The 22858-nt window shown below is 62.1% G+C and carries 25 protein-coding genes; 6 read left to right on the plus strand and 19 right to left on the minus strand.

The window, feature by feature from the left end; translation table 11 throughout:
• Nucleotides 1-64: 64 nt before the first annotated feature.
• Nucleotides 65-916, minus strand: coding sequence for a PHP domain-containing protein (locus F599_RS0103815; protein WP_019542208.1), 852 nt, complete (start codon nucleotides 914-916; stop codon nucleotides 65-67).
• A gap of 221 nt (nucleotides 917-1137) precedes the next feature.
• A complete protein-coding gene (locus F599_RS0103820; protein ID WP_019542209.1) occupies nucleotides 1138-1944 on the minus strand; it encodes an HAD family hydrolase in 807 nt (268 codons plus the stop codon).
• Between the two features lie 253 nt (nucleotides 1945-2197).
• Here F599_RS0103820 and F599_RS0103825 point away from each other — a divergent pair, with 253 nt between their 5' ends.
• Nucleotides 2198-2569: a type II toxin-antitoxin system RelE/ParE family toxin gene (locus F599_RS0103825; RefSeq protein ID WP_244869327.1), complete on the plus strand. Its 372-nt coding sequence runs from the start codon at nucleotides 2198-2200 to the stop codon at nucleotides 2567-2569.
• The gene (locus F599_RS0103830) at nucleotides 2566-2844 is read left to right on the plus strand and encodes a helix-turn-helix domain-containing protein (RefSeq protein ID WP_019542211.1); all 279 of its coding nucleotides are present in this window, start codon (nucleotides 2566-2568) and stop codon (nucleotides 2842-2844) included. The genes F599_RS0103825 and F599_RS0103830 overlap by 4 nt, the downstream gene beginning before the upstream one ends.
• Nucleotides 2845-2955: 111 nt before the next feature.
• On the opposite strand, the gene F599_RS0103835 is transcribed toward F599_RS0103830, so the two are convergent.
• From F599_RS0103835 to F599_RS0103850, 4 genes are all read right to left on the minus strand, one after another.
• Nucleotides 2956-3627: an energy-coupling factor ABC transporter ATP-binding protein gene (locus F599_RS0103835; protein WP_019542212.1), complete on the minus strand. Its 672-nt coding sequence runs from the start codon at nucleotides 3625-3627 to the stop codon at nucleotides 2956-2958.
• Nucleotides 3624-4442, minus strand: a complete 819-nt coding sequence (locus F599_RS0103840) for an energy-coupling factor transporter transmembrane component T (RefSeq protein ID WP_019542213.1) — start codon at nucleotides 4440-4442, stop codon at nucleotides 3624-3626. The genes F599_RS0103835 and F599_RS0103840 overlap by 4 nt, the downstream gene beginning before the upstream one ends.
• A gap of 14 nt (nucleotides 4443-4456) precedes the next feature.
• Entirely contained in the window at nucleotides 4457-5464 is a 1008-nt protein-coding gene (gene cbiM, locus F599_RS0103845) for a cobalt transporter CbiM (RefSeq protein ID WP_019542214.1), read from the minus strand.
• A gap of 566 nt (nucleotides 5465-6030) precedes the next feature.
• Nucleotides 6031-6318, minus strand: a complete 288-nt coding sequence (locus F599_RS0103850) for a hypothetical protein (protein WP_019542215.1) — start codon at nucleotides 6316-6318, stop codon at nucleotides 6031-6033.
• Nucleotides 6319-6552: 234 nt separating this feature from the next.
• On the opposite strand from F599_RS0103850, the gene F599_RS0103855 reads away from it, so the two are divergent.
• Nucleotides 6553-7704 (plus strand): MFS transporter, encoded by a 1152-nt coding sequence (locus F599_RS0103855; protein WP_026327793.1) that lies wholly within the window; start codon nucleotides 6553-6555, stop codon nucleotides 7702-7704.
• 64 nt (nucleotides 7705-7768) lie between these two features.
• On the opposite strand, the gene F599_RS0103860 is transcribed toward F599_RS0103855, so the two are convergent.
• The 7 genes from F599_RS0103860 to folE all read right to left on the minus strand — a co-directional run bounded on the left by F599_RS0103860 (nucleotide 7769) and on the right by folE (nucleotide 13332).
• Nucleotides 7769-8425, minus strand: coding sequence for a flavodoxin family protein (locus F599_RS0103860; RefSeq protein WP_019542217.1), 657 nt, complete (start codon nucleotides 8423-8425; stop codon nucleotides 7769-7771).
• A gap of 121 nt (nucleotides 8426-8546) precedes the next feature.
• Nucleotides 8547-9386, minus strand: a complete 840-nt coding sequence (gene larE / locus F599_RS0103865; protein ID WP_019542218.1) for an ATP-dependent sacrificial sulfur transferase LarE — start codon at nucleotides 9384-9386, stop codon at nucleotides 8547-8549.
• A gap of 150 nt (nucleotides 9387-9536) precedes the next feature.
• Nucleotides 9537-10211 (minus strand): uracil-DNA glycosylase, encoded by a 675-nt coding sequence (locus F599_RS0103870; protein WP_019542219.1) that lies wholly within the window; start codon nucleotides 10209-10211, stop codon nucleotides 9537-9539.
• Nucleotides 10195-11493 (minus strand): 2-amino-4-hydroxy-6-hydroxymethyldihydropteridine diphosphokinase, encoded by a 1299-nt coding sequence (gene folK, locus F599_RS15830; RefSeq protein WP_019542220.1) that lies wholly within the window; start codon nucleotides 11491-11493, stop codon nucleotides 10195-10197. The genes F599_RS0103870 and folK overlap by 17 nt, the downstream gene beginning before the upstream one ends.
• A complete protein-coding gene (gene folB / locus F599_RS0103880) occupies nucleotides 11490-11885 on the minus strand; it encodes a dihydroneopterin aldolase (protein WP_019542221.1) in 396 nt (131 codons plus the stop codon). Before folB ends, folK begins: the two co-directional genes overlap by 4 nt.
• Complete coding sequence (gene folP / locus F599_RS0103885; protein ID WP_019542222.1) at nucleotides 11875-12747, minus strand: dihydropteroate synthase; 873 nt, start codon at nucleotides 12745-12747, stop codon at nucleotides 11875-11877. Before folP ends, folB begins: the two co-directional genes overlap by 11 nt.
• A 12-nt stretch (nucleotides 12748-12759) precedes the next feature.
• Complete coding sequence (gene folE, locus F599_RS0103890) at nucleotides 12760-13332, minus strand: GTP cyclohydrolase I (RefSeq protein WP_019542223.1); 573 nt, start codon at nucleotides 13330-13332, stop codon at nucleotides 12760-12762.
• A gap of 341 nt (nucleotides 13333-13673) precedes the next feature.
• On the opposite strand from folE, the gene F599_RS0103895 reads away from it, so the two are divergent.
• The gene (locus F599_RS0103895; RefSeq protein WP_019542224.1) at nucleotides 13674-13949 is read left to right on the plus strand and encodes a hypothetical protein; all 276 of its coding nucleotides are present in this window, start codon (nucleotides 13674-13676) and stop codon (nucleotides 13947-13949) included.
• Between the two features lie 443 nt (nucleotides 13950-14392).
• Here F599_RS0103895 and F599_RS0103900 read toward each other — a convergent pair whose 3' ends face one another.
• Both F599_RS0103900 and F599_RS15835 read right to left on the minus strand, forming a co-directional pair.
• A complete protein-coding gene (locus F599_RS0103900) occupies nucleotides 14393-14788 on the minus strand; it encodes a GtrA family protein (RefSeq protein WP_026327794.1) in 396 nt (131 codons plus the stop codon).
• Nucleotides 14789-14813: 25 nt separating this feature from the next.
• Entirely contained in the window at nucleotides 14814-15260 is a 447-nt protein-coding gene (locus F599_RS15835) for a hypothetical protein (protein ID WP_019542226.1), read from the minus strand.
• A gap of 135 nt (nucleotides 15261-15395) precedes the next feature.
• Here F599_RS15835 and glf point away from each other — a divergent pair, with 135 nt between their 5' ends.
• Both glf and F599_RS0103915 read left to right on the plus strand, forming a co-directional pair.
• Complete coding sequence (glf, locus tag F599_RS0103910) at nucleotides 15396-16499, plus strand: UDP-galactopyranose mutase (RefSeq protein WP_019542227.1); 1104 nt, start codon at nucleotides 15396-15398, stop codon at nucleotides 16497-16499.
• A 219-nt stretch (nucleotides 16500-16718) separates the two neighbouring features.
• Entirely contained in the window at nucleotides 16719-17930 is a 1212-nt protein-coding gene (locus F599_RS0103915; protein ID WP_019542228.1) for an acyltransferase family protein, read from the plus strand.
• Here the strand turns inward: F599_RS0103915 and rfbC are convergent.
• From rfbC to F599_RS0103935, 4 genes are read right to left on the minus strand one after another with little or no spacing between them, the layout of a single operon-like run.
• Entirely contained in the window at nucleotides 17884-18450 is a 567-nt protein-coding gene (gene rfbC, locus F599_RS0103920) for a dTDP-4-dehydrorhamnose 3,5-epimerase (RefSeq protein WP_019542229.1), read from the minus strand. The genes F599_RS0103915 and rfbC overlap by 47 nt on opposite strands.
• Nucleotides 18451-18508: 58 nt before the next feature.
• Nucleotides 18509-19744 (minus strand): flippase, encoded by a 1236-nt coding sequence (locus tag F599_RS0103925; protein ID WP_019542230.1) that lies wholly within the window; start codon nucleotides 19742-19744, stop codon nucleotides 18509-18511.
• Nucleotides 19741-21246: a glycosyltransferase gene (locus tag F599_RS0103930; RefSeq protein WP_019542231.1), complete on the minus strand. Its 1506-nt coding sequence runs from the start codon at nucleotides 21244-21246 to the stop codon at nucleotides 19741-19743. The genes F599_RS0103925 and F599_RS0103930 overlap by 4 nt, the downstream gene beginning before the upstream one ends.
• Complete coding sequence (locus F599_RS0103935; RefSeq protein WP_019542232.1) at nucleotides 21243-22769, minus strand: hypothetical protein; 1527 nt, start codon at nucleotides 22767-22769, stop codon at nucleotides 21243-21245. Before F599_RS0103935 ends, F599_RS0103930 begins: the two co-directional genes overlap by 4 nt.
• Between the last annotated feature and the right edge of the window lie 89 nt (nucleotides 22770-22858).

The following is a 22858-nucleotide window of genomic DNA, read 5'->3' on the forward strand; positions in this document are numbered from 1 at the left end:
GTATCCTGTATTCACGCATGCGTTTCTCATTTCTTTCCTCTTGATTTACCAAGAGCAGCGCCGTTCAGCCGAGCGGCACCTCCGTGCGCTTGCGCTGCTCGAAGTGCAGGAGGTGCGTGTAGCCGAAGTCCCGTGCGTAAGCGACGGCCTCGTCGTTGTACGCGCCGCAGTCCTCCGGCTTGTGCGCGTCGGACGAGGTGATGATGGGCAGGCCGCAGCGCGCGGCCACGCGCATGAAGTCGGGGTACGGGGAGATCTCCTCGATCGGATAGCGGTAGTACGTGCCCGTATTGACGTCGACGGCCATGTGCGCCTTCGCCATCGCGCGCGCGACGCGCTCGAGGTACGGCGTCACGTCGAAGTCCGGCAGATAGCGGAACAGCCGGATGTTGAACGGGTGACCGAGCACGTCGTAGAGACCGCTCGCCGCGAGCTTCTCCACCTCCTCGGCGTACCAGTCATAGATCTCCTCGAGCGGATGGCGGTCCCACTCCGCCTTGATCTCCGCGGAGTCGTACGCCCAGCCGCGCAGGAAATGCACTGAGCCGATGACGTAATCGAACGGATAGTCCCGCAGGATATCGCGCACCTTGTCCTGCTCCTCGAAGTTGCAGACCTCGATGCCCGTCTTGACCGAGGGATGGCGCCTGCGGAGCTTCTCCATGAAGCGGAAATAGTCGTCGAGCGTATACTTGAACTTGTTCGACTTCAGCCATTTCTTCTGGAACGTGCCGATGAAGCTGTCGTCGAGGATGAGGTCGTGGTAGTAAAGCGCCTCGAACTCCGGGAACGTGTGGCTGTGCTCGCTGATGCCGATCTCATCAAGCCCGCGCCGCTTCGCCGCCTCGAAAAATCCCTCCGCCCACGCTTCATCGTAGGAGCCTTTCTCAAAATGCATGTGGTAATCGAGTTTCATCTCGCTCTTCCTCCTCTTTCTCCCGACCGCCTGCAGCCGCCGGGGCATTGCGCCAGCGAATCCGTGCGCCGCTCCCGCCTCTCGCCCTCGGCAAAGCGCAGCTTCCGCTGCGGCCGCGGCGCATCTCCCAAGAGCGCAGCGCAGCCACACAGATCCGGGGCATCTCATTTCATCAGCAAATCCTACGAGAAAAGCCGGCGGACACATGTCCCCGGCTCGTCTCATATAAGTCCCTTCGCCATGAGCTGACGGATGCCGAGGAGCACGCCGCCCTCCTCGTTGCTCGCCGTCTCATAGCGCGCCGCCGCCTTGACGGCGGGATGCGCGTTGGCCATCGCGAAACTATAGCCCACAGCGCCGAGCATCTCGCGGTCGTTGAGATAGTCGCCGAACGCCGCGCACTCCTCCGGCCGGACGCCGAAGTGCTTCTGCATCGCACGCACGGCGATGCCCTTGTTCGCGCCGGGCGCCATGATGTCGAGCCAGTAGTCGCTCGAGAGCACGACCTGCTGCGCGGTGCGCCATTTCTCGACGAGCGGCTCGATGCGCTCCTTGGAATGCGCCGTCACGTCGAAAAAAGACACCTTGACGCACGTATCCTCCACCGCAGCGAACGATGGCACCCAGGCCGCGTGCGTATAGTATTTCCGCAGCTCGGCGACATTCTCCTCGCTGCGCTGCGCCGCGAGCGCATAGGCGTCCCGCAGGCCGCAGAACACGCAGAAAATGCCGGGATCCGCGGCGTACACCTCCTCGAGGATCGCATGCGCCGCTGCCTGCTCCATCGGCCATGTGAAAAGCGTCTCGCCCCGGTAGACGACATTCGTGCCGTTCTCCGCGAGGAAGAGGAACTCGTCCTCGTAGCGCGGGAAACTCTCGGCGAGCGAGAAATACTGCCGCCCGCTCGCGGGAGCAAAGCGCACGCCGCGCGCGGCAAGCTCCGCCGCGAGCGCGTCGAAGCCCTCCGGCACCTGTCCCCTGCCGTCGAGCAGCGTGCCGTCCATATCGGAAAAAATCATCTTGATCATACGTTCTCCTCTGTCTGTGCCTGCGGCTCGCGCCGCCCATATCACGTCACGCCTCATTATAACACGCGCCGCGCTCCGGAAAAAGGCGATCTTGCATAGACGATCGAGACACTGGCAACTGCATAGCCTACGATTTTTACATCTCCAGACACCTCGTGCCCACAGCCGTCTTCCCTATCACCGATAAACCTTTGTATCCCTTGTCTTTTGATAGCATTCATGCTATCATCGAAGCAGGAATACGAAGGAGAGCATGATGTATAAGATTGAGTTTTATGAGAATCAACATGGCAAATCAGATGTCTGGGACTTCTTGGAAAGCCTGCGGGTGAAAAGTGAAACCAGCAAAGATGCCCGTATCCAGTACCACCAGATTCTCTTCTACATCGACCTACTCGCCCGGAACGGCACCAATCTGCCGACCAACATCACGAAACATCTCGAAGAAAACATCTGGGAACTGCGCCCTGGAAACAACCGCGTCTTCTATTTCTACTATGATGAGCATCAGTATGTACTACTCCATCATTTCCGCAAAAAATCTCAGAAAACGCCCAAACGGGAAATCGCTCGCGCCAAGGCGGAACGCGACGATTACATCCGTCAGAAGGAGGAAGAGCCATGAGAACTTGGGAAGACTATAAAAATCATGTAAAGGCCGTCAGCAAAGAAGAGCGCCGCAATATGGAAGAAATCGAAGAAGTGAGCACGATCGTTTCTTCCATGATCCGGCGGAGACAGGAACTGGGCATCAGCCAACGCGCCCTCGCGAAGCGGTGCGGCATCCCTCAGTCCTCGGTCGTCCGTATCGAAACGCTGCAGACAACGCCGAAGCTCGATACCCTCGTCAAGCTCATGCAGGCCCTCGACCTGAAGCTTCAGGTTGCCGCAGCCGGCTGACGAATATCAATCACCAAAAAAACGATGCTGCACCAACGTGAAATCTCACGCGTGTGCAGCATCGTTTTTATATGAAGGATATGCGGCCGTCGCAAGATAGCCCGCATCCCCTCACCGCTCCACGCGCACCTCGCGCGCAGGCGTGAACCGCCAGCGCGCGTCGGCGAGCGCGTCGGCGAGCGCCGTATCATGCGTCGAGAAGAGCACCGTCTTGCCCGCCCGCTTGAGCGCGCGCAGGAAGTCCGTGAGCCACGCGGCCCCGGCCTCATCGAGCGCCGCGAGTGGCTCGTCGAGCGTCCAGACCGCGGGATTCATCGTGAGGACGGCGGCGATGGCCGTCCGCTTCTGCTCGCCGCCAGAGAGCGTATAGGGGGCGCGCGCCGCGAGGTGCTCGATGCCACAGAGCGCGAGCGCATCCTCGACGCGCTGCCGCACCTCAGCCGCGGAGAGTCCCATCTGCTCCGGCCCGAACGCGAGCTCCTCCCAGACGCTCGCCGAGAAGAGCTGCACGGCGGGATTCTGCCAGACATAGCCCACGCGCTGGTGGAACCATTTCGCATAGCGATGCTCCCGCATGCGCCGCGCCGTGATCTCCGTGCCCTCGAAGCAGTAGCGCCCGACCTCCGGGAAGATCAGCCCGTTCATGAGGCGCAGGAGCGTCGACTTGCCCGCGCCGTTCGGCCCGAGGAGCGCGACCGTCTCCCCGTTCGCCGCCGCGGCGGTCACATGGCGGAGCGCGGGCACGCCGTCATAGGCATAGCAGACATCCGTAAGCTCGATCATCCAAACACCCCCCAGCGCGCGAGCGCACCCTCCAGCCAGAGAAACAGCAAGACATCAAAAGCAGCGGCGAGCAGCGGCAGCAGCACGCCCGCCGCGCCGCCCCCCGCCGCCGCGCGGGCGCGCGGATACTCCCCCGTGAAGCCGCGGCAGACCATCGCCTCATACGTCGCCTCCGAGAGGCGCTGCGCGCGCAGGAAAAGCGTGCCGAGCACGGCGCCCGCCGCGCGCTGCTTCCTGCGGTTGCGCCCCACGGAGCGCAGCTTGAGCGCCGTGAGCAGCGCCCCCGCCTCCTCGCCGAGCAGGAAGATGGCCCGCAGCGTCGTATCGAGCAGGAAGATCACCGTCTGCGGCACGCGCAGCGACGCGAGCGCCCCCGTGAGCGCGTGCCAGGGCACCGTCTCCCCCACGAGCAGCACCGCCCCCAGCGTCAGAAACGACTTGACGGGCAGGAGCAGCGCGCGCCCAGCGCCCCAAAAGACCGCCGGCGCCGCGAGCAGCAGCGAAAAGACCGCCGCCGCGAGCGCCGCGCCGAGCACGCGCCGGAGGCAGCGCCCGTCGCAAAACATCAGCGCCGCGAGCAGCAGTGCGAGCTGGCAGCCGAGGAACGGCAGCCCCGCCGCGAGCGCTGTGAGGAGCACCCAGCAGAAAAGCAGCGCCAAAAGCCCCTGCGGCGACCAACTGAGCGCGCGCGCACCGCTGAGCCGCAGCGCCGCGAGCGCCTGCATCACACGCAAAAAAGACCGGGACAAGAACGCGTCCCGATCTCGCGTCGGCCGATATGCCTCATCTTTGCAGGCCCAGGCCGGAAGTTCCATGAAAACCGCCTCTTTCAGCACCCCGCGGACGGCGCGCCATAATCCGTATGCGGCCGCCGCAGCGTCGCTACGAGCTTGAAGAAAATCACGAGCAGCGCCGTGCCGATCACGGCGGAAAGGATATAGCCGAGCGCCTCGGGCATGCCAGCGACCGCATAGTCCGGCAGCAGCGCGGGGAGCTCGAAGCCCTGCGCCATGCCCGCCGGCGTATAGCCGAGCGGCGCGCCGAGCTCCGCCGTCTCCCGAAGCTCCTCCGCGTCCCACTCGCCCCAGGCCGTGCCCGCGGCGAGCAGGCCGAGCGGCGTCGCCGCGATGAGCAGCGCGAGCAGGCCGTAGACCGCGCGCGGCGCACGGGCGCGCGCGCCGGACGCGAGCTCCGGCGCCGCCTTTTTCAGATAGGCGAGCACCGCCGTCGTGAACACGACCTCCGCGAAGCCGAACAGCGTCAGATGACCGACCATCATCGCGGGGATGGAAACGGAGAGCGGATACGGGCAGTAGAGCGCCTGCCCCGCCGCGTCGTGGAAGAGCAGCGGCTGGACGCCGAACTCGATGGCCGCGAGCAGCGCCGCGAGGTTGATGCCCGCGTAGGCGCCCGCGCCCGCCGCCACGAGCGCATGCTCCGGCAGCACGCGGCGCACCGCGCGCGCGACTGCCCAGCCCGCGAACGGCAGCGCGAACGCCATGTTGAAGCAGTTCGCGCCGAACGCGAGGATGCCGCCATCCCCGAAAAAGAGCGCCTGCACGAAGAGCGCCGTGCTCACCGCGAGGCACGCGCCCCACGGGCCGAAGAGCAGCGCGAGCAACACGCCGCCCACGGCGTGCCCCGTCGTGCCGCCCGGCAGCGGCAGATTGAACATCATCGCTAGAAAAGAGAACGCCGCGCCGATGCCGAGCAGCGGCAGCCGCTCCCGCGGGATCTCCTTTTTCACCTTGCTCACCGCGATGAGCCAGACGGGCAGCATCGCCGCCCCCATCACCGCGCACGTCTGCGGACTCAGATAGTTCTCTGGAATATGCAATGGCTCTCCTCCTCTGCCGCCCGGCTGACCGCAGCGGGACGGGACACGCAGGGAAATGCTGATGAGCGTCAAGCGCAGCGGCGGCGGAAAGGATGTTCCCGGCAGGATCTCCCGCCGTGCCACCCCTCTTCCACCGCTGCGCGGTCCCCCTCCCGGGGCTGCCACTGGCAGCCCGCGCCTAGAGCGCCCCCTGAGGAGAAGGTATGTTCTCACCCACTCAACCGTAAGTGGAAAAATCTTTGCATGAATCAGTGATTCCTAAACCGTTCGACGGCATGGGCAAAGAAAGAATACATCGCCCAATGAATCAGCGATTCCTTTGGAAACCGCAACGCCGCATTTCCCTGCGAAAGACATAATAACTTCTTTTTCATCTTAACGCAGGAAACGCCCCAACGGAAGCCCCCAAGGGGGATGACGCCGCCAAAAATCCGCCTTGGCCGCTCAGCGCCGCGGACGCGGCAGCCTCCCGCGATACCGCTGACGCGGGCAGCGCGCCCCTCGTCAGCGCGGCGCGATGCGCCGGCAGGGCATCTTTCGCGCGGCCCAGGCGGCGGCGCGCCCCCTCACTCCCGCAGCAGCTGCCGCCGCGCGTAGAGATCCGTCGCCGTGTCGAGCATCTCCTTCCACGAGCCGAACCGCGTCGCGCGCCGCACATACGCGTCCATCTCCTCCTCCGGCAGCGCCTCGAACTCCGCCTGTGAGCGCACGCGGAAACGCCCGCCCGCGAGGAACCGCTCGAACGAGCGGCAATGCGTGAACCGCCGCATGAACGAACGGTCGAAAAGCTCCGAAAAATCCACCGCCTGCGGCAACCTGCCCGGCAGCTGGTAATACCCTGTGATCTTCACCATGTCAGTCCTCCAAGCAACAAAAACTTCCTTCTTCTGCTACTATGATACCATGCGCCAAACAGAAAATCATCTCGCGCCTGCCGCGAGAAGAAACGTCCGGTACGGTGAAACGTCTGGTACCGGCGTTTTGTATGGCTCGCTTCATCCCTGTGCGAAAGGGAATGGCAAAAAGTGGCTGCCTATGCTACAATAGGCGTGTTTACCATATTTACGAAAGGGGAGGATGGTTGTGTGATGCAAGAATATGAAAGGCCTGGTCTGGCGGAACAACATGCGACGCGGGCAATCTTTTTTGTCGGAGGATTTGGTGCTGCTTCCTGGGCGCCTTTGGTGCCGCTGTTAAAGGCGCGGCTCGGCATCGCGGAGGATGTGCTCGGCATGCTGCTCTTGTGCATCGGCATTGGCTCTCTGTTGACGATGCCGCTCTCGGGCGCGGCGGCGGTGCGGCTCGGCTGCCGCAAGGTGTTGACGGCAGCAGGGCTCGTCTATGGAGCACTGCTGCTCGCGCTCTCCACGGTGTCCTCATTCCACCTGGCAGTACCGCTGCTGCTGATCTTCGGCGCGACGATGGGCTGCATCGACGTCGTCGTCAACATCCAGGCCGTCATTGTCGAGAAGGCGGCGGGGCGACGCCTCATGAGCGGCATGCACGCGCTCTGGAGTGTCGGCGGCTTTGCTGGCGCGGGGCTCTTCGGCATCTGGGTCGGCACGTTCTCGCTGACGCCTCTCGTCTCGACGGGGATTGCGGCTGCCATCATGGTGCTCGTGACGCTCGCGGCCTCGCGCCATCTGCTGCCGTACGGCGGTGATGCTGGCGGCAAGCTGCTCGCCCTGCCGAAAGGCATCGTGACCTTCGTCGGCATCATCGCCTGCATCGCCTTTCTCGTCGAGGGCGCTATCATGGACTGGGGCGGTGTCTTCCTCACGACGGTTCGTCACTTTGACATGGCGCTGGCGGGCACAGGTTTCACTGTCTTTTCGGCGGCCATGCTGACCATGCGCCTGCTCGGCGACTGGACGGTGCAGAAGCTCGGACAGGAGCGCGTCGTCATCGGCGGCAGCCTGCTCGCCGTCGCGGGCTTCCTGCTCATCATCTTTGCGCCGACAGTCCTCCTGCTCTACCTCGGCTTTTTCTGCATCGGTGTCGGCTGCGCCAATGTCGTGCCCGTCTTCTTCTCGCTGCTCGGCAAACAGCATGTCATGCCCATCAGCCTCGCTGTGCCAGCCGTCAGCACGCTCGGCTATCTCGGCATTCTCATGGGGCCTGCCACCATCGGCTTCATCGCCCATCAGACGAGCCTTTACGCCGCTTTCACGCTGCTCGCCGTGCTCGTCCTGCTGCAGGCTGCCATCGCGGCCTACGTCTACCACCATATCATGGAGTAAACGACTTCTTCTCGGAAAATCGCACGAAAAAAGCGCTCGTATGAGCGCTTTTTTCGTGTCATTCTCACAAGTTCTGTGCATCCAGAATCAAGTTCTTGCCCAAATCATATGCTTGTTCTGCGACTTCGGCATGGTGCTTCTCATGATATGCGCGCTTTTCCTCTTCGGAGAAAATCGAGGATTCGTACTTGCTGTAATCCTTGAACTGCAGTGTGTTGCAATCGTAGAACAGATAGGGCTTTGCTCCGAGGATATTGGCTGCCGCCATTTCGTAAGCGGCCAGGCTGTCCTTCAGGTGGAATGCGTCTGCCTGTTCCTCCGTCGCATTCATCGTGTAGAGGAATGCAGAGGGGATGGTCTTCCCGAGTACCGAAGGGATTTCCTTGCTGTAGATGTACTGCGAGAAGAAGAAACGCTCCAAGAACGCCTGCATGCCCGAGGTCAGGTTCATGAAGTAGATCGGTGATCCGAACAGCAGGGCATCTGCCTGCTTGGCGCGCTCCAGCACAGCTGTGAGATCGTCCTTGACGATGCAGACACCGTGCTCCTTGTCCTTGCGCTTGCAGTAAAAGCAGCTCAGACATCCCTTGTACTTCAGCGGGTAGAGGTCGATATACTCCGTCTCTGCTCCGAGCGAAGCGGCCCCTTCCAATGCCTTGTGCAGCAGTCGCGCCGTGTTCTCCGCACGGCGCGGGCTTCCGTTGATTGCCATGATTTTCATAAATATTCCTCCTCATACGCGCATCCTGGCGGATGCCATATCATCACGCCAACGTTCTGCGCGTCATGCCGCTCCTTCGCATGCAGGTTCCTCGCCCTGCACCGCGGAACCTGCCCGCCCGTCAGCCGTCCTGCCGCTCCTCGTGCGCGAGCCCCTCGTTCATGCTGCCCGAGCGGAAGCCGCGCAGATCGAGCGAGACATAGGCAAAGCCGAGCGCCGCCAGCGCCTCCTGCACGCGATCCACGAGCCCCTCCGTGAAGAGCCGCGCGATATCCTCCGGCAGCAGCTCGATGCGCGCGAGCCGTCCGCCCTCATGCACGCGCACGCGCAGCTGGCGGAACCCCAGCCCCAGCAGGAACTCCTCCGCGCGGTTCACGCGCGAAAGCCCCTCGCGCGTGAGCTGCTCCCCGTAGGCGAAGCGCGACGCAAGGCACGCCATCGACGGCTTGTCCCAGGTCGCGAGACCGAGCGCGCGAGAGAGCGCGCGGATATCCGCTTTATGAAAGCCCGCCGCGTGGAGCGGACTCTTGATATCGAGCTCCGCGAGCGCGCGCCGCCCCGGCCGGTAGTCGCCGTCATCGTCGAGATTCGAGCCGTCGACGACCGCGCGCAGGCCGCGCTCTGCCGCGAGCTCCTTGAGCCGCGTGAAGAGCGCATGCTTGCAGAGATAGCAGCGATCCGCAGGATTCGCCGCAACGCCCGGCACCGCGAGCGTATCGAACGGCACGACGACATGCGCGATGCCGCGCTGCGCACAGAACGCCGCCGCCTCCTCCACCTCGCGCTGCGGCACGAACGGCGACGCCGCCGTAAACGCCACCGCCCGCGCCCCGAGCGCCTCCTGCGCCGCCGCGAGCAAGAGCGTCGAGTCCACACCGCCGGAAAACGCCACCGCCACCGAGCCGCAAGATACCAGCTCCGCCGCGAGCCGCGCGCGCTTTTCCTCCAGATCCTGTTCCATGATGTCTCCTCCTGTCCAGCAGTCTCCTCTATTATACGCGATAAGACAGCAGCAAGGAAGCGATTCTTCCTTGCTGCTGTCTTATCCGAAGCGTTTCATACGCTTAAATCAAGCGGCAGGTCTGAGAAAACGGCGCCTGCATCCCGCACCTCAGACATCCGGCAGCTGCCAGTCGATGGGCGTCTCGCCGCAGCTCTCGAGGAACTGGTTCACACGGGAGAACGGCCGACTGCCGAAAAAGCCGCGGCTCGCGGAGAGCGGGCTCGGGTGCGGCGACTCGACGATGTAGTGGCGCGGATTCGTGATCATCGCCTTCTTGCGCCGCGCGGGCGACCCCCAGAGGATGAACGCCATCGGTTTCTCACGCTCGTTGAGCAGCTCGATGATGCGGTCCGTGAAGATCTCCCAGCCCTGCCCGTGATGGGAGTTCGCCTGATGCTCGCGCACCGTGAGCACCGTGTTGAGGAGCAGCACGCCCTGATCCGCCCAGGGCTTCAGGCAGCCGTTGTTCGGGATGCGGCAGCCGAGGTCCGTCTGCAGCTCCTTGAAGATATTGAGGAGGCTCGGCGGCGGCTCGACGCCCGGCAGGACCGAGAACGAGAGCCCGTGCGCCTGCCCCGGCCCGTGGTAAGGATCCTGTCCGAGGATGACGACCTTCGTCGCCGCATAGCTCGTATAGTGGAGCGCATTGAAGATCGCGAACATGTCGGGGTAGACGCGCGTCGTCCGGTACTCGTGGATGAGGAACTCGCGCAGCTTCTTGTAATACGGCTTCTCGAGCTCCGGATTCAGCAGTGGCGCCCAATCGTTATGAAAAATCTCCATCAACGAAACCTTCCTTCCTACGGTACAGCGAGAACGTCACGCCCGGCGTCGCGGCGGGGCGGCGCTCCGCGAGGGAAAAGCCCGCAAGCTCCGGCAGGAACGCGTCCGCGGGCCGCTCCGCCGCCACCTCCGTGAGGTACGCCTCCCCCACGAAGGGCAGCAGCGCGCGGTAAACAGCCGCGCCGCCGATCACCCAGACGGGCCGCCGCGGCGCCGCCTGCCAGAGCGCGCCGAGGGCCGCGCGCAGGGCGGAGACATCCGGCAGCAGATGAAAGACATCCTCGCGCGGGCCATGCGGTGCGCCTGCTGACGCGTCAGCGCCAGGAGACTCCTCCTCTGGCCCCCGCCCCGCACTCCGCGGCCCGGCGGTCAGCGCCTCCCTGTCCGCCTCTCCCGGCGTCCAGATCCCGCCCCGCGGGGCAGCCGATGCCAAGCGGCCGCCCGGCAGGCTCTCCGCCGTCCAGCGCACGAACCGCGCGCCGTCTGCCGCCATGCGCCGCGAGAGCACGAGATGGAGCCGTCCCGCAAGCGGCCTGCCGCCGGGCAGGCTCTCCGCCGTGCGGCGGCCCATGACGAGCACGCTCCCCGGCGTCCGCGTCAGCGCGCGGAACCGCGCGAGATCCTCCGGCAGCTCATAGAGCAGCCTGCCCGCGCGCCCGAGCCCCCGCCCGCGGTCGATGCAGGCGATGAGCCGCAGCGGCCACGGCCGCGCGAGCGCCGCGCTCCGGCGCACCTGCTGCGCGCCGTTCTCCTCGCACCAGGCAGCGATCGGCCGCCCCGCGAGCACGAGCGCCGGCGCGATCTCCGCGAGCGGCACGAGCACGAACGCCCGCTCCAAAAGATACGGATGCGGCAGCGTGAGCCGCGGCGTCGCCGCGCGCACCACCTGCCCCCCGCGCACGCCATAGACGAGGTCGATGTCGAGCGTGCGCGCGCCCCAGTGCTCATGGCGCACGCGCCCGAGCGCCCGCTCGATCTCCTGGCAGGCGGCGAGCAGCGCCTCCGGCGCGAGCCGCGTCGAGAGGCACGCGGCGCCGTTGAGGAACGGCGGCTGATCCGTCTTCCCCCATGGCGCCGTCTCATAGAACGAGGACGCGCGCGAAAGCCGCGTCCCCGGCAGCTGCGCGAGCCGCCGCAGTGCCTCGCGCAGCGCCTGCGCCCGCGCGCCGAGATTCGCACCGAGGGAGAGATAGCACGTCCACGCCGCGCCCTCCGGCATGCGCGTGCCGCCGCACAGTGCCGCAGGCTCCTCCCGACGGACGCAGTCATCGCCGCCCGTCATGCGCGCGCCTCCGCGTCCCGCGCGCGCACGACCGTCACCGCCGCGTCATGGAACACCCCGGGCAGCGGCGCCGCCGGCTTGTGCACCGTCACGCGCACCGCCTCGACGCGCGCGAACCGCGCGAGGACGCCACGCGCGATGCGCTCCGCCACCGCCTCGATGAGACGGCACGGCGCGCCCTCCACGACGGAGCGCGCCAGAGCGAACACCTCCGCGTAGTTCACCGTCGCCGCGAGATCATCCGACGCCCCCGCCGCCGCGAGCGGCAGCGTGAGCACGACATCCACGAGGAACGCCTGCCCCCGCGCCCGCTCCTCCGGCAGACAGCCATGATAGCCGTAGAACCGCATGCCCTCGAGGGAGATCCTGTCCCCCGTCTGCTCACTGCGCATGATACGCCTCCCGGCCCAGGATGAAATCCGCCATGCGGCACATACGCGCGATCGGCTTCACATCGTGCACGCGCACCATATCGGCCCCTGCCGCGAGCGCGAGCACGCACGACGCGCCCGTCGCCTCCATGCGCTCATCGACCGGGAGCCCCAGCGTATCCGCGATGAACCGCTTGCGCGAGGACGCGAAGAGCATCGGATAGCGCACGCCGTCCACCGCGAGCAGCTCTGCGAGGCGCCGCTGCACGAGCAGATTCGCCGCCGTATCCTTGCCGAACCCGATGCCCGGATCGAGGATGACCTGCTCCCTTTTCACCCCCGCCTCCCGCGCGATGGCGAGCGAACGGCGGAAAAAGCCCTGCATCGTCTCGATGACATCCCCCGCATACGACTTGCCGTGCTGATTGTGCATCACGATGACCGGCAGCCCCGTCTCCGCGGCCACGCGCGCCATCTCCCCCGGCTCCTCCTCGTACTGGAGGCCCCAGATATCATTGAGGATATGCACGCCGGCAGATGCCGCCGCCCGCGCCGTCGCCGCGTGATACGTATCCACAGAGATCGGCACCGGGCACTCCGGCACGATCGCCTCGAGGAACGGCAGCAGCCGCGCCTGCTCCTCCTCCGGCGTCAGCGCCGCTGACCCCGGCCGCGTCGACTCCGCGCCGATATCGATGAGATCCGCGCCGTCCGCCACCATCTCGCGCATATGCGCGCGCGCCTTTTCCACCGTATCGAACCTGCCGCCGTCCGAGAACGAATCCGGCGTCACATTGAGAATCCCCATCACGAGCGTGCGCCCTCCGACCGTGAGCTCCTTGCCGTCAGCGAAATGATATGTATAGATGGGCCGATCGTTCATACTGTCTCCTCCTCAAGCATCCTCTTTCCCCGCGCCGCCGAGCAGCGCCCACGCCTGCGCCGCAAGCGCGGGCTCCGCGAGCGCGCCGAGCGCCTCGCTCGTCGTCGTGAGCGTATCGTGCGTGCCGCCCTCCCGGAGCGCCATGCAGAACTGATGCGCGCGGCAGACCACGAGCACACCATCCGCCGCGAGCCCCCGCATCACCGTCTCCGCGACCTCGCGCGTCAGGCGCTCCTGCAGCTGCGGCCGTCGCGCGAGCACATCCACCGCCTCCACGAACCGGCTGAACCCCGCGACGCGCCCCGCGTGCGGCTGGTAAACAAGATCCATGGAGCCGTAGAACGGCACGAGATGATGCTCGCAAAGCGACGAGAACGGGATCCGCTGCACCGCCACCAGCCCCGTCGCCCCCGTCTCGAACGTCGCGCCCAGGACAGCGGCGGCATCGCGGCCCAGCCCGCCGAAAAGATAGCCATACATCTCCGCCACGCGCTCCGGCGTCCGCTCCATCCCCCGCGCGCTGACATCCACATCGAGCGCCGCGAGGAACGCGCGCACCGCCGCTGCCGCCTGCTCCTTCTCCATCACACCACACCTCCCAAGCACGTGCCAGAGCCGCGCTCCACGGGACACACCGGCACCTCCGGCCACGCCCCAGTCCTATCAAACATTCTATACCGCCCACCCTGCCCCGTCAATCAGACGCGCGGAATGATTCTATTTAGTTATGATAGACCAAACAAGCAGGACTCACAAAAAGAAAGTCGAATAGAAACCAATAAGAATTGCGAGGAGAAGCCGCCGGTCGCGCGCCCGCCCGCACAGGCGGCACAGACCGCCCGTGCGCGGCAAGCCAGCGCGCTCCGCCCCCTCAAGCCTGGGCGGACATGCCTCCGCGCAATCAACGCCAAAAGGGGAGATACATCATGCTGAAAAAACAAATGACACGCGAAGTCATGCTCGACGCCCTCGAGCACGACTACAACGGCCTCATGAACCTCGGCGACATCTACGGCGCCCGCGGCGTAGAGGCCGCCATCGACACCATCCACCTCTACGAAAAAGCCCTCGAACTCGCCTGCGAAGAATGTCAGAAAGCGCGCACGAAAAAATTCAGCGACACCAAGACCACGCAGGAAATCATAGAAGAATACCTCGCCTACGCCAAGACCACCGACTACGGCGAAGAAAGCGAACATTGAACCTCAGGAACCTCAGGAGGGGGCAGCCACCCAGGCTGCCCCCTCCGTGCGTCCCAGCGCAAGGCATGCGCCAGACCGCAGCGGGCAGAGCAACAACCGCCCGCGCCTGCCCGTCCAGAAAAATCCACATAGCAAACGCAGCGCACAAACGTCCGCTTTGGACATTGTGCGCCCGTCCGGAACGCATTTCCAGCTGATCGCGCTGCGCCTGCGGCTTGCGCTCTTGGGGATTTACACAGCAAAAAGCCGTGCACCCACGTGCACAGCCACCACATCTTCCCTATCAGCCGCTCCCCCGGGCATCAACAGCGCCCGCGCTGCCCCCGGACGAACCATCCCTGCCGCAAACCGCGCCAGCCGTCTGCACCATCAGCACCCCGGCACCTCAGGCCGCCAGCACCTTCCCTGCGGCACAAGCCGCAGCGGCAACAGATCCTGCGCCGCTACCCGCGGATTGCCTTGCGCTTCATCACATAATTCCAGAACGTCACGACCCCCGTCGCGAACAGCTTTGCCACCATGTAATACACGCCCAGCCCATCGACGAGCGCCCACATCACGACCTGGTTGATCCCCAGCCCCGCAACGCTCGATCCGAGGAACAGCACCCGCTGACGCCGCGACTGCTGCCCTGCCCCGCGGAACACATACGCGAGGCACAGCCAGTAATTCACCAACACCGACACAGAAAACGAGATTCCCGACGACCAGAGATAAGGAATCCCGCCATACTCCGTGCAGGCAAAAAGCAGCCCATAATCAATGAGGAAACACATCCCGCCCACAAAACAGAACCGCGCTACCTCGAACAGCCGCTCACCACGCAACCGTCGTCCCATACCTACTGCCTCCGCGCCGACGCCCTCAGGCATTCACCACCGCCTCGCTCATCGCAGACAGCTGCGTCGCCAGCGTCGTCTTGAGGCGCTCCACCGACTGCCTGCTCGCCGTCGTCATGTTCAGCCGGTCGAGCTCCGCGCCCTGCACATCCTGCGCCTCGCGCACCGCCGTGAGCAACATATGATTCTCATGCAACTGCGCCGCCATCCCTTCCTGCTCCTTCTTCAAGCTGGCGACATCCGTTTTCAAACCGGCGACATCCGTCTTCAACTCGGCAATATCTGCCTTCATCGACTTCTGCTCTGCCTTCACCTCGGCCATATCGGCCTTCAAGCCTGCGACATCCGTCTTCAAACCGGCGACATCCGTCTTCAAGCCTGCAATATCCGCCTTCATCTCAGCCATATCCGACTGCATCGTATCAAATTTTCCATTGAGCTGCGCAAGCGCTGCCAGAATCTTCTCTTCCATCATGACCTCCAGGGAACGTAACAACCTTCGTCCAACATTTCTCTTATTATACCATATGAAAGCGCGGCAGGGCTAGAAAAATATCATCTAAAAGAAAAGTATGATATACTAAAGAAATCACTAGGAGGGATATTCATGTACGATTTTCTCATCATCGGCAGCGGCCTCTTTGGTGCTGTCTTTGCCCACGAGGCACACAGCGCGGGAAAGCGCGTGCTCATGCTGGAGCGTCGTTCCCATGTCGGCGGCAATGTCTATTGCGAAGAAAAAGAAGGCATCCGCATCCACAAATACGGCGCGCATATCTTTCATACCTCAGACCGTGAAGTCTGGGACTATGTCAACCGTTTCGTATCGTTCAACAACTACATCAACTCCCCCGTCGCGAACTACCGCGGAGAACTCTACAACCTCCCGTTCAACATGAACACCTTTGCGAAAATGTGGGGCGTCACAACGCCGGCGGAAGCTGCGGCAAAGATCGAAGAACAGCGCCGCGCTGCCGGCATCAAGGAGCCGCAGAACCTCGAGGAACAGGCCATCTCTCTCATCGGAACGGACATCTACACGAAGCTCATCAAGGGCTACACCGAGAAGCAATGGGGACGCAGCTGCACGGAGCTGCCCGCCTTCATCATCCGCCGCCTGCCCGTCCGCTACTCCTTCGACAACAACTACTTCAACGACCGCTACCAGGGCATCCCCGTCGGCGGCTACAACCGCCTCATCCATGCCCTGCTCGACGGCATCGAGGTGCGCACGGGCGAAGACTACAACCTCCCCACCATACGGGAGCGCTACCGCGACGCCGCGCGCACGATCGTCTACACAGGGGCAATCGACGCATATTTCGGCTACGCGCTCGGCACGCTCGCCTACCGCGGCCTCCGCTTCGAAACAGAACGTCTCGAGGAAGAAAACCATCAGGGCGTCGCCGTGATGAACTACACGGCCCGCGAGATTCCCTACACGCGCATCATCGAACACAAACACTTCGAGTTCGGCACGCAGCCCGTCACCTACATCACGCGAGAATACCCGGCGGACTGGCACCCTGGCGAGGAAGCCTACTATCCCGTCAACGACGCCGAAAACCAAGCGCTCTATTCCCGTTACGCCGCCTTGGCAAAAAAAGAAGACGGCACCATCTTCGGCGGCCGCCTCGCGGAATATCGCTACTACGATATGGACGACGTCATTCGGAGCGCGCTCGACTGCGCGCGTTCCGCCCTCGCCTAGCACTCAGCGCCCGCAAACACGCGGAATGCCCTCTCACCACTCAGCTCCAGCGAAAATCCTGCTGGAGCTTTTTACGTGCGAAAACGCTCCAGCCATACGATCAATCTCCCACGGGATGAATCCTCTGCCATACAGCAGAAACGCCTTCCTCTTGTCCCCCCCCGATAAACTGTTATACTTCAAGGGTGTACAAACAAAAAGGAAGGATCGTACCACAAAATGAACGAAACGAAGAAAGCAAGAAGCTCCAACATCGAGATGCTGCGCGTCGTGGCCATGTTCATGATTGTTCTTTTTCATATCACCTGCCATTGCATCGTCCCGCAGCTCAACAACGCAGGCACCCCCATGGTCTCCTATTTCACGCAGCCCATCTTCCATAAGAGACTACTCTTGCTCGATTGGCTGAATACGCTGGGGATCATTTCGAACGCGATATTTATCCTGATTTCCGGATATTTCATGGCGAACCGGGAAAGCACGAACATCAAACTGGGCCGGATTGCACAAAAGCTGCTCCTGCAGCTGGGATTTGCCTCCCTGCTACTCGTCTGCATCCCGCCACTCATCCACCTCATGAACCCCGGTTTCCCCATGAACATGCAGGGCATCGGCATCTTCAACGGGATGAGCTGGTTCGCCGGCTACTATTTCCTTGTCGTCACCTGCGGCGCGCTGTTCTTCAACAACTTTCTGCATCAACTGGATCGTGAAAAATATGCCGCATTCCTCTTGACCCTCTTCGCCTTCATCCAATTCTCCTGGTCACGCGGAAGGGTGGAAGCCCTGGCCGCAGGGCTTGGAACCGTACTCACCGGCCTGCTGCTCTACGCGCTCGGCGGCTTCATCAAACGCTTCGAGCCGTTCCGAACCATCAAGAGTGCCGCCTTTGTCAGCATCATCGTCCTGATCAACGGCCTCGTACTGCTTTCCGGCTACAATCTGACAGAAAACAAAATCCTCTCTTTTTTGCGCCAAGGCGGCGACAAACTGCCTGTCCCCGTCATCCCGTCTTACGATAACTTCACCATCGTCGTCATCGCCATCGCCGTCTGCATGTTCGAGCTCTTCCGCCGCCTCACGCTCCCCCAGAGCCGCGTCATCAACTACCTGGGCAAGGCCACCTTCATGATCTACCTGCTCCATGACAACGAATTTTTCTACAGCCTCTGGCACCATAGGAACTGGATTGCCACCCTCGCTGATGGATCTGCCGTCTTCAGCCTCCACCTGCTGAAATGGGCATCCTTCACATTCCTGCTCGGCGTGATTGCGTACGGTATGTACGGGCTGTCCGCGAAATTATACCGCCGCTACCAGCATCTGTTCCGCAAGGACCCGATGGGAAACGAAGCAGCCCAGCCCGCCGTCCGCCGCGACACACCTACCCCTCATACACGAAATTCAGCGACTCCGCCGCCCGCTCCCTGAGCGTCGGCGCCTTCGTATCCTTATCCGACAGGATCACCGGCTCGATGGGCCAGGCGACTGCGATATCCGGATCATCCCAGCGGATATTCCCGTCGCACTCCGGCGCGTAGTAATTGTCCGCCTTGTACTGCACCTCGACATCATCTGTCAACGTAATGAAACCATGCGCGAACCCGCGCGGGATGAAAAGCTGCTTCTTGTTCTCCGCCGAGAGCTCCACGCCGACCCACTTGCCATACTGCGGCGATCCCTTGCGGATATCCACCGCCACATCGAAAATCGTCCCGCGCGTCGCACGCAGGAGCTTCGCCTGGCACATCGGATTCAGCTGATAGTGCAGCCCGCGCAGCGTCCCCTTCTCCGCGGAATACGACTGGTTGTCCTGCACAAACTCCACATCGATCCCCGCCGCACTGAGCTTCCGCTTCGACCACGACTCCATAAACCACCCGCGCGCATCGCCGAACACCTGCGGCTCCACGACATAGACACCCTTGAGCTTCGTCTCAGTAACCTGCATCCTGCCATCTCCCATCAAAATGATCTGCCCATATCATACCACACTGCCAGCAGCTACGCTACACGACCAACCCCGCCCGATGCAGGAGCACGCCCATCGCAAGCGTCACGAATCCTTCCACCACCACCACCATCACCGCCAGTCCCGCCCCCTGCCATAGGAGGATCATCCACCAGACGACACACACATTCAAGACCGCCGAACACATGACAATCCGCTGAAACAACTGCTGCATCCGGAACGCCAGCATCGTCTGTATCCCGAGTACATTGCTCATACCGACCAGGAAAGGGACGAGACTCAAAATCCGCAAAATCGTCACAGACTCCGGATAGACCCTCCCCATCAAGAGGAACACGATCTCCTCCGCCCCCGCGCAGACCGCTACCGACACAGCGCCCATACCGCCGCCAACCATCATCAGCATACGCCGCAGAAAGGAAACAGCCTGCCTGCGAGACTGCATCGCCAACTGCGAGACATGCGGATACACAGCATTGGAAATGGGGAGCAGCAGCCCCTTCACCGCCTCGATAAATTTATGCGCCGCCGCGTAACACCCGACCACATAATCATCCGTCAAAAACCGCAGGATCAGCAGATTCCCGTTCGTATACGCCTGCATAAAAAGCGTTGACAGAAACACGCTCCATCCGCCCACCAACTCCCGCCGCATCATCTCCCAGGACGGCCTGCAAAAAAGCCGCCGCGCGCGCACCAACAGCAAGCCGAGCGCCAGGATCCCCGCAATCAGCTGCGGCACAGCCAAAAAGAACGCCGCCCAATGAACCTCCTGCGCCCCTCGTACCCACAGGAACACCCCTGCCGCCCCCATGCAGCGGGCAGACACACTCAGTATCGTAATATACTTCATCTTCTGGATCCCCTGGAAATACCAAGAAGGAAACATCGCACCGCCAATGAGCGCGGGCAGCATCCACAAAAGCAGCTCCGCCCCGCTCCCATCCGGCAGGAGCAGCACCATGCCGCAGACAAAGGCCACCCCCACCGCCATCAGGGCCAGACGCGTCCCCAGCACAGCAGAAAACACCCGCGGAATCTCCGCCTCTGACGACTGTGCCAAATCCCTCGGCGCCGTCAATGGGAATCCATAGTCTGCGAAAAGAACCACATAGCCCATCACCACCTGATAGAACGTCAGCGTACCATAGAGCTCAGGGCCGAGGACGCGCAGCAAATACGGCAACGTAATAAAAGACGCCAGATACTCAGCGCCTTTCAAAGTAAACATCGCCAATAAATTTTTCTTCAATGCCGAATGGAGGAGCTTCATACCGATCCCTTCTCTTCCATCCTCAGCCGCAAATACGCCGTCCAAAAGCGGCCATCCCCCAGCCGCGCCTGACGAAACGCCCGATACGTGCGCGTCAGCTGCGCATACTCCCGGAAAATATGCCAAATATCACAGAAAATCCTGCCGAAAAACCGCCATGTCCCGCTGCCTTCCCCATACGACTTCACCAAGGCGAACTTCTCATCCGCAGGCAGCCGCGTCAAAGCCTCCGGCCCCCTGCGAAAATCCTGTAGTGCCAGCGAAAACATGCGCACCACTCCCCAGCCTGCACCACGCCTGATCAACCGCTTCGTCAAGCGCCCAAAGATCATAACCATCGTTTTCCAGCGCGCGCATCCTCCCGCAAACAGATTCAATATCAGCATATTGCGGTCAGAAAAATAATTCACAACGTCACTTACCTTCTTCTCAAACGCCTCATGCCACACACCGATCCCATTCATGCACATCAAAGGGCGCTGATTCCTCATGCCGTACTCCATATCATCACCCTTGAGGAATACAGGAAGAGGATAGCCCAATGTCTCGATCCGCGAAAGCGGCATCACGCAAAACCACCATGCCGCATACTGATTCTCCCTCTGGTCTTCGAGCTCATTGCGCAGGAGCTCCTCCTTCAAAGAAAGATTACGCCCCCTGCCCAACGAATGAAACCGGATCCCATTCCAGAACCCTGTATTTTCCACCTGTACCGCCGGGTGCTGCATATCCAGCATCGCGCCGCCCAAAAAACTCTCCGCATACTCCGGACACACACCGCTGAGCAAGCTCTGCATGCGCTCAAGAACTCCCGTCTCCAGCGAAATATCATCATCCATCAGCAAGACAGCATCCACACCGCCGCGCTGCACATACTCCATCATCCCCCGCGTGAAACCGCCGCTGCCCCCATAGTTTGGATTTCCGATCACGCGGAACCGCCGCGACTCCACGAGAGGAAGCGTCCGCCCGTTATCCACCACCAGGACATCCAGCCAGTCATGCGTCTCCTGGAAAGCGCGCAGCACCTCCATCGTCCTCTTCACATACGCCTCGCGCCGAAACGTACAAATCACCGCGCCGATCCGTTTCTGACGATAGGCATCAAAGCGCCCGCACCACGCAAGCCTGCGGAGCAAACAGTCTCTCCGTGCCTCTATCCGCACCCCGACCAGCACAGCCTCATTCTCGGGAATGGCGATCTGCTGCACACCGTCGGTCACAACCTCCCGCGCCAGCACGGCCTCAGAAGAGGCCGTTCTCCCAACCACCTCGACAACAGCCTCACCCTCAAGACACACACGCAGGAAGAGCGCACGCAGTGACGTATACCTGCGCCATTTCATCAGACTGAAGGAATTGAAATACGTAAAAAAATCCGCGACCTCGCCGGCCCGCAAGCCAAAACATCCATCCCCCGCGTTCCGCCCATCACCGCGCACATAGAGCGCGCGCCGCTCCGCATCCTCCGTATCGACAAATGAATACAGCTCTTCCATCATACCCCCGCTTTCGCCAAATAACGGTAAAACAACGCATCCTCATACCCACGGGCGAGGAAATTCCCGATCTCCTCCGGCGCATGCCCCACAAAGGAACCCTGCACCTGCTCCGGATCCGGATACACCATGACCTGCCTCGATAGCACGCAGCCACGAAACGTCGACACCATCTGCATACACGGCGTCAGCACCGCCACCCCGAGCACGACAGCCAGCAGCAAATCCCTGCCCCAGAACCGCCTCCGCTCCCACGCCGCGAGCACCTGCCGCATGACCAGCACCATCACCACGAAAAAGACCGGCCCGGAGCCTCCCCAGAGCAAATCCCCCATCTTCCCGACGCGGAAAATCGGCAAAACAGCAGCCACACCAAGAATCCACCAATAGCGGAAACGCGCACCTCCCAGAAGATCCCAACGCACCAGATACAGATACAAAGCAAAATACAACGCCAAATAGAGCAGCAACGTACCGACGCGCACGACGCCATAGGCTGCCAGCGGCACATAGAAAAGACTGCCCGCCGCTCCGTCATCCACCATACTGTTGCTGAAATAATAACAGCCGTAAATCGGACACAGCGCCAGCGCCAAAAAAACGACCTCCCTGCGGAAAAGCCCCCGCACACCAGCCGCCCCGCCAGCGACGAGCCAGCCAGCAGCCAAGAGAGCCAAGCCGACAAATCCGAACGGTGAGAACGGCAGCAGTAGCAGAGAAACCGCCGCCATCAAATGCCACTGGAAACGAAACCGCAAAAACATCGCGGACACCAAGAACATCGCCACATATTGGTTATATGTATTCTCGATACCATCACGCGTAGTCCGCGAAAAATAATCCAGGCGATATCCATGATCCATCCCGCCCGCGAACTGCCAGGCATACACCCCCGGCGTATCCGGGATATAGAGCGCCGTCTGCGCGAACACGCTCTTCACGATCATCCCCAGCAGACACGGCGCACTCCAAAAAAGAAACAACAGGCACACGAACAGCACATGCCCCCTCCGCCGCGCCTGCAAAAGCTCGCAAAGCATCAGCACCGCCAGACAGAGCCCCAGATACGTCCAAGCGAACAGCACCACATGACTGCCCGTCCAGCCAAGCCCCAAAAGATACGAAACCCCCGCCGGCACCAGCCAGAACGCATGATAATACACAAATGCATAGCCTGTGCCCTCATACTCATAAATGAGCGGCCACGGATACGCGATCAAATCATGATACATCGCATCGCGGTAGGGAATATCCACACCAACCGTCCCGATGAAATCACCGTGCGCTGTACTCAGCAGCCAAATAAAAACGACGATAAAAGCCGCCACATGCTCCCGCCTGAAGGCAAACACTGCCTCCGCGAAATACCGCCATATCGCGCGCATCAGAAAAAACAAGCCCGCCAAAAACGACAGTCCTGCCAGCACCCCCGCACCAAGCCGCAACCAGCAAAAAAAGAACACGAAAACCGGCAGTGACAGATAACAAACCGCCGCCATATATAACCGGGAACTACGAAACGACATAGCGACATTACTCCTTAGCAAAAACTGGCAAAGCGCCCATCGTGCAAGCGCATTGATAATACAAAAACGACCACCAACAACGCCAGCAG

The sequence above is a fragment of the Selenomonas bovis DSM 23594 genome (assembly GCF_000381005.1).
GTDB lineage: Bacteria > Bacillota > Negativicutes > Selenomonadales > Selenomonadaceae > Selenomonas_C > Selenomonas_C bovis.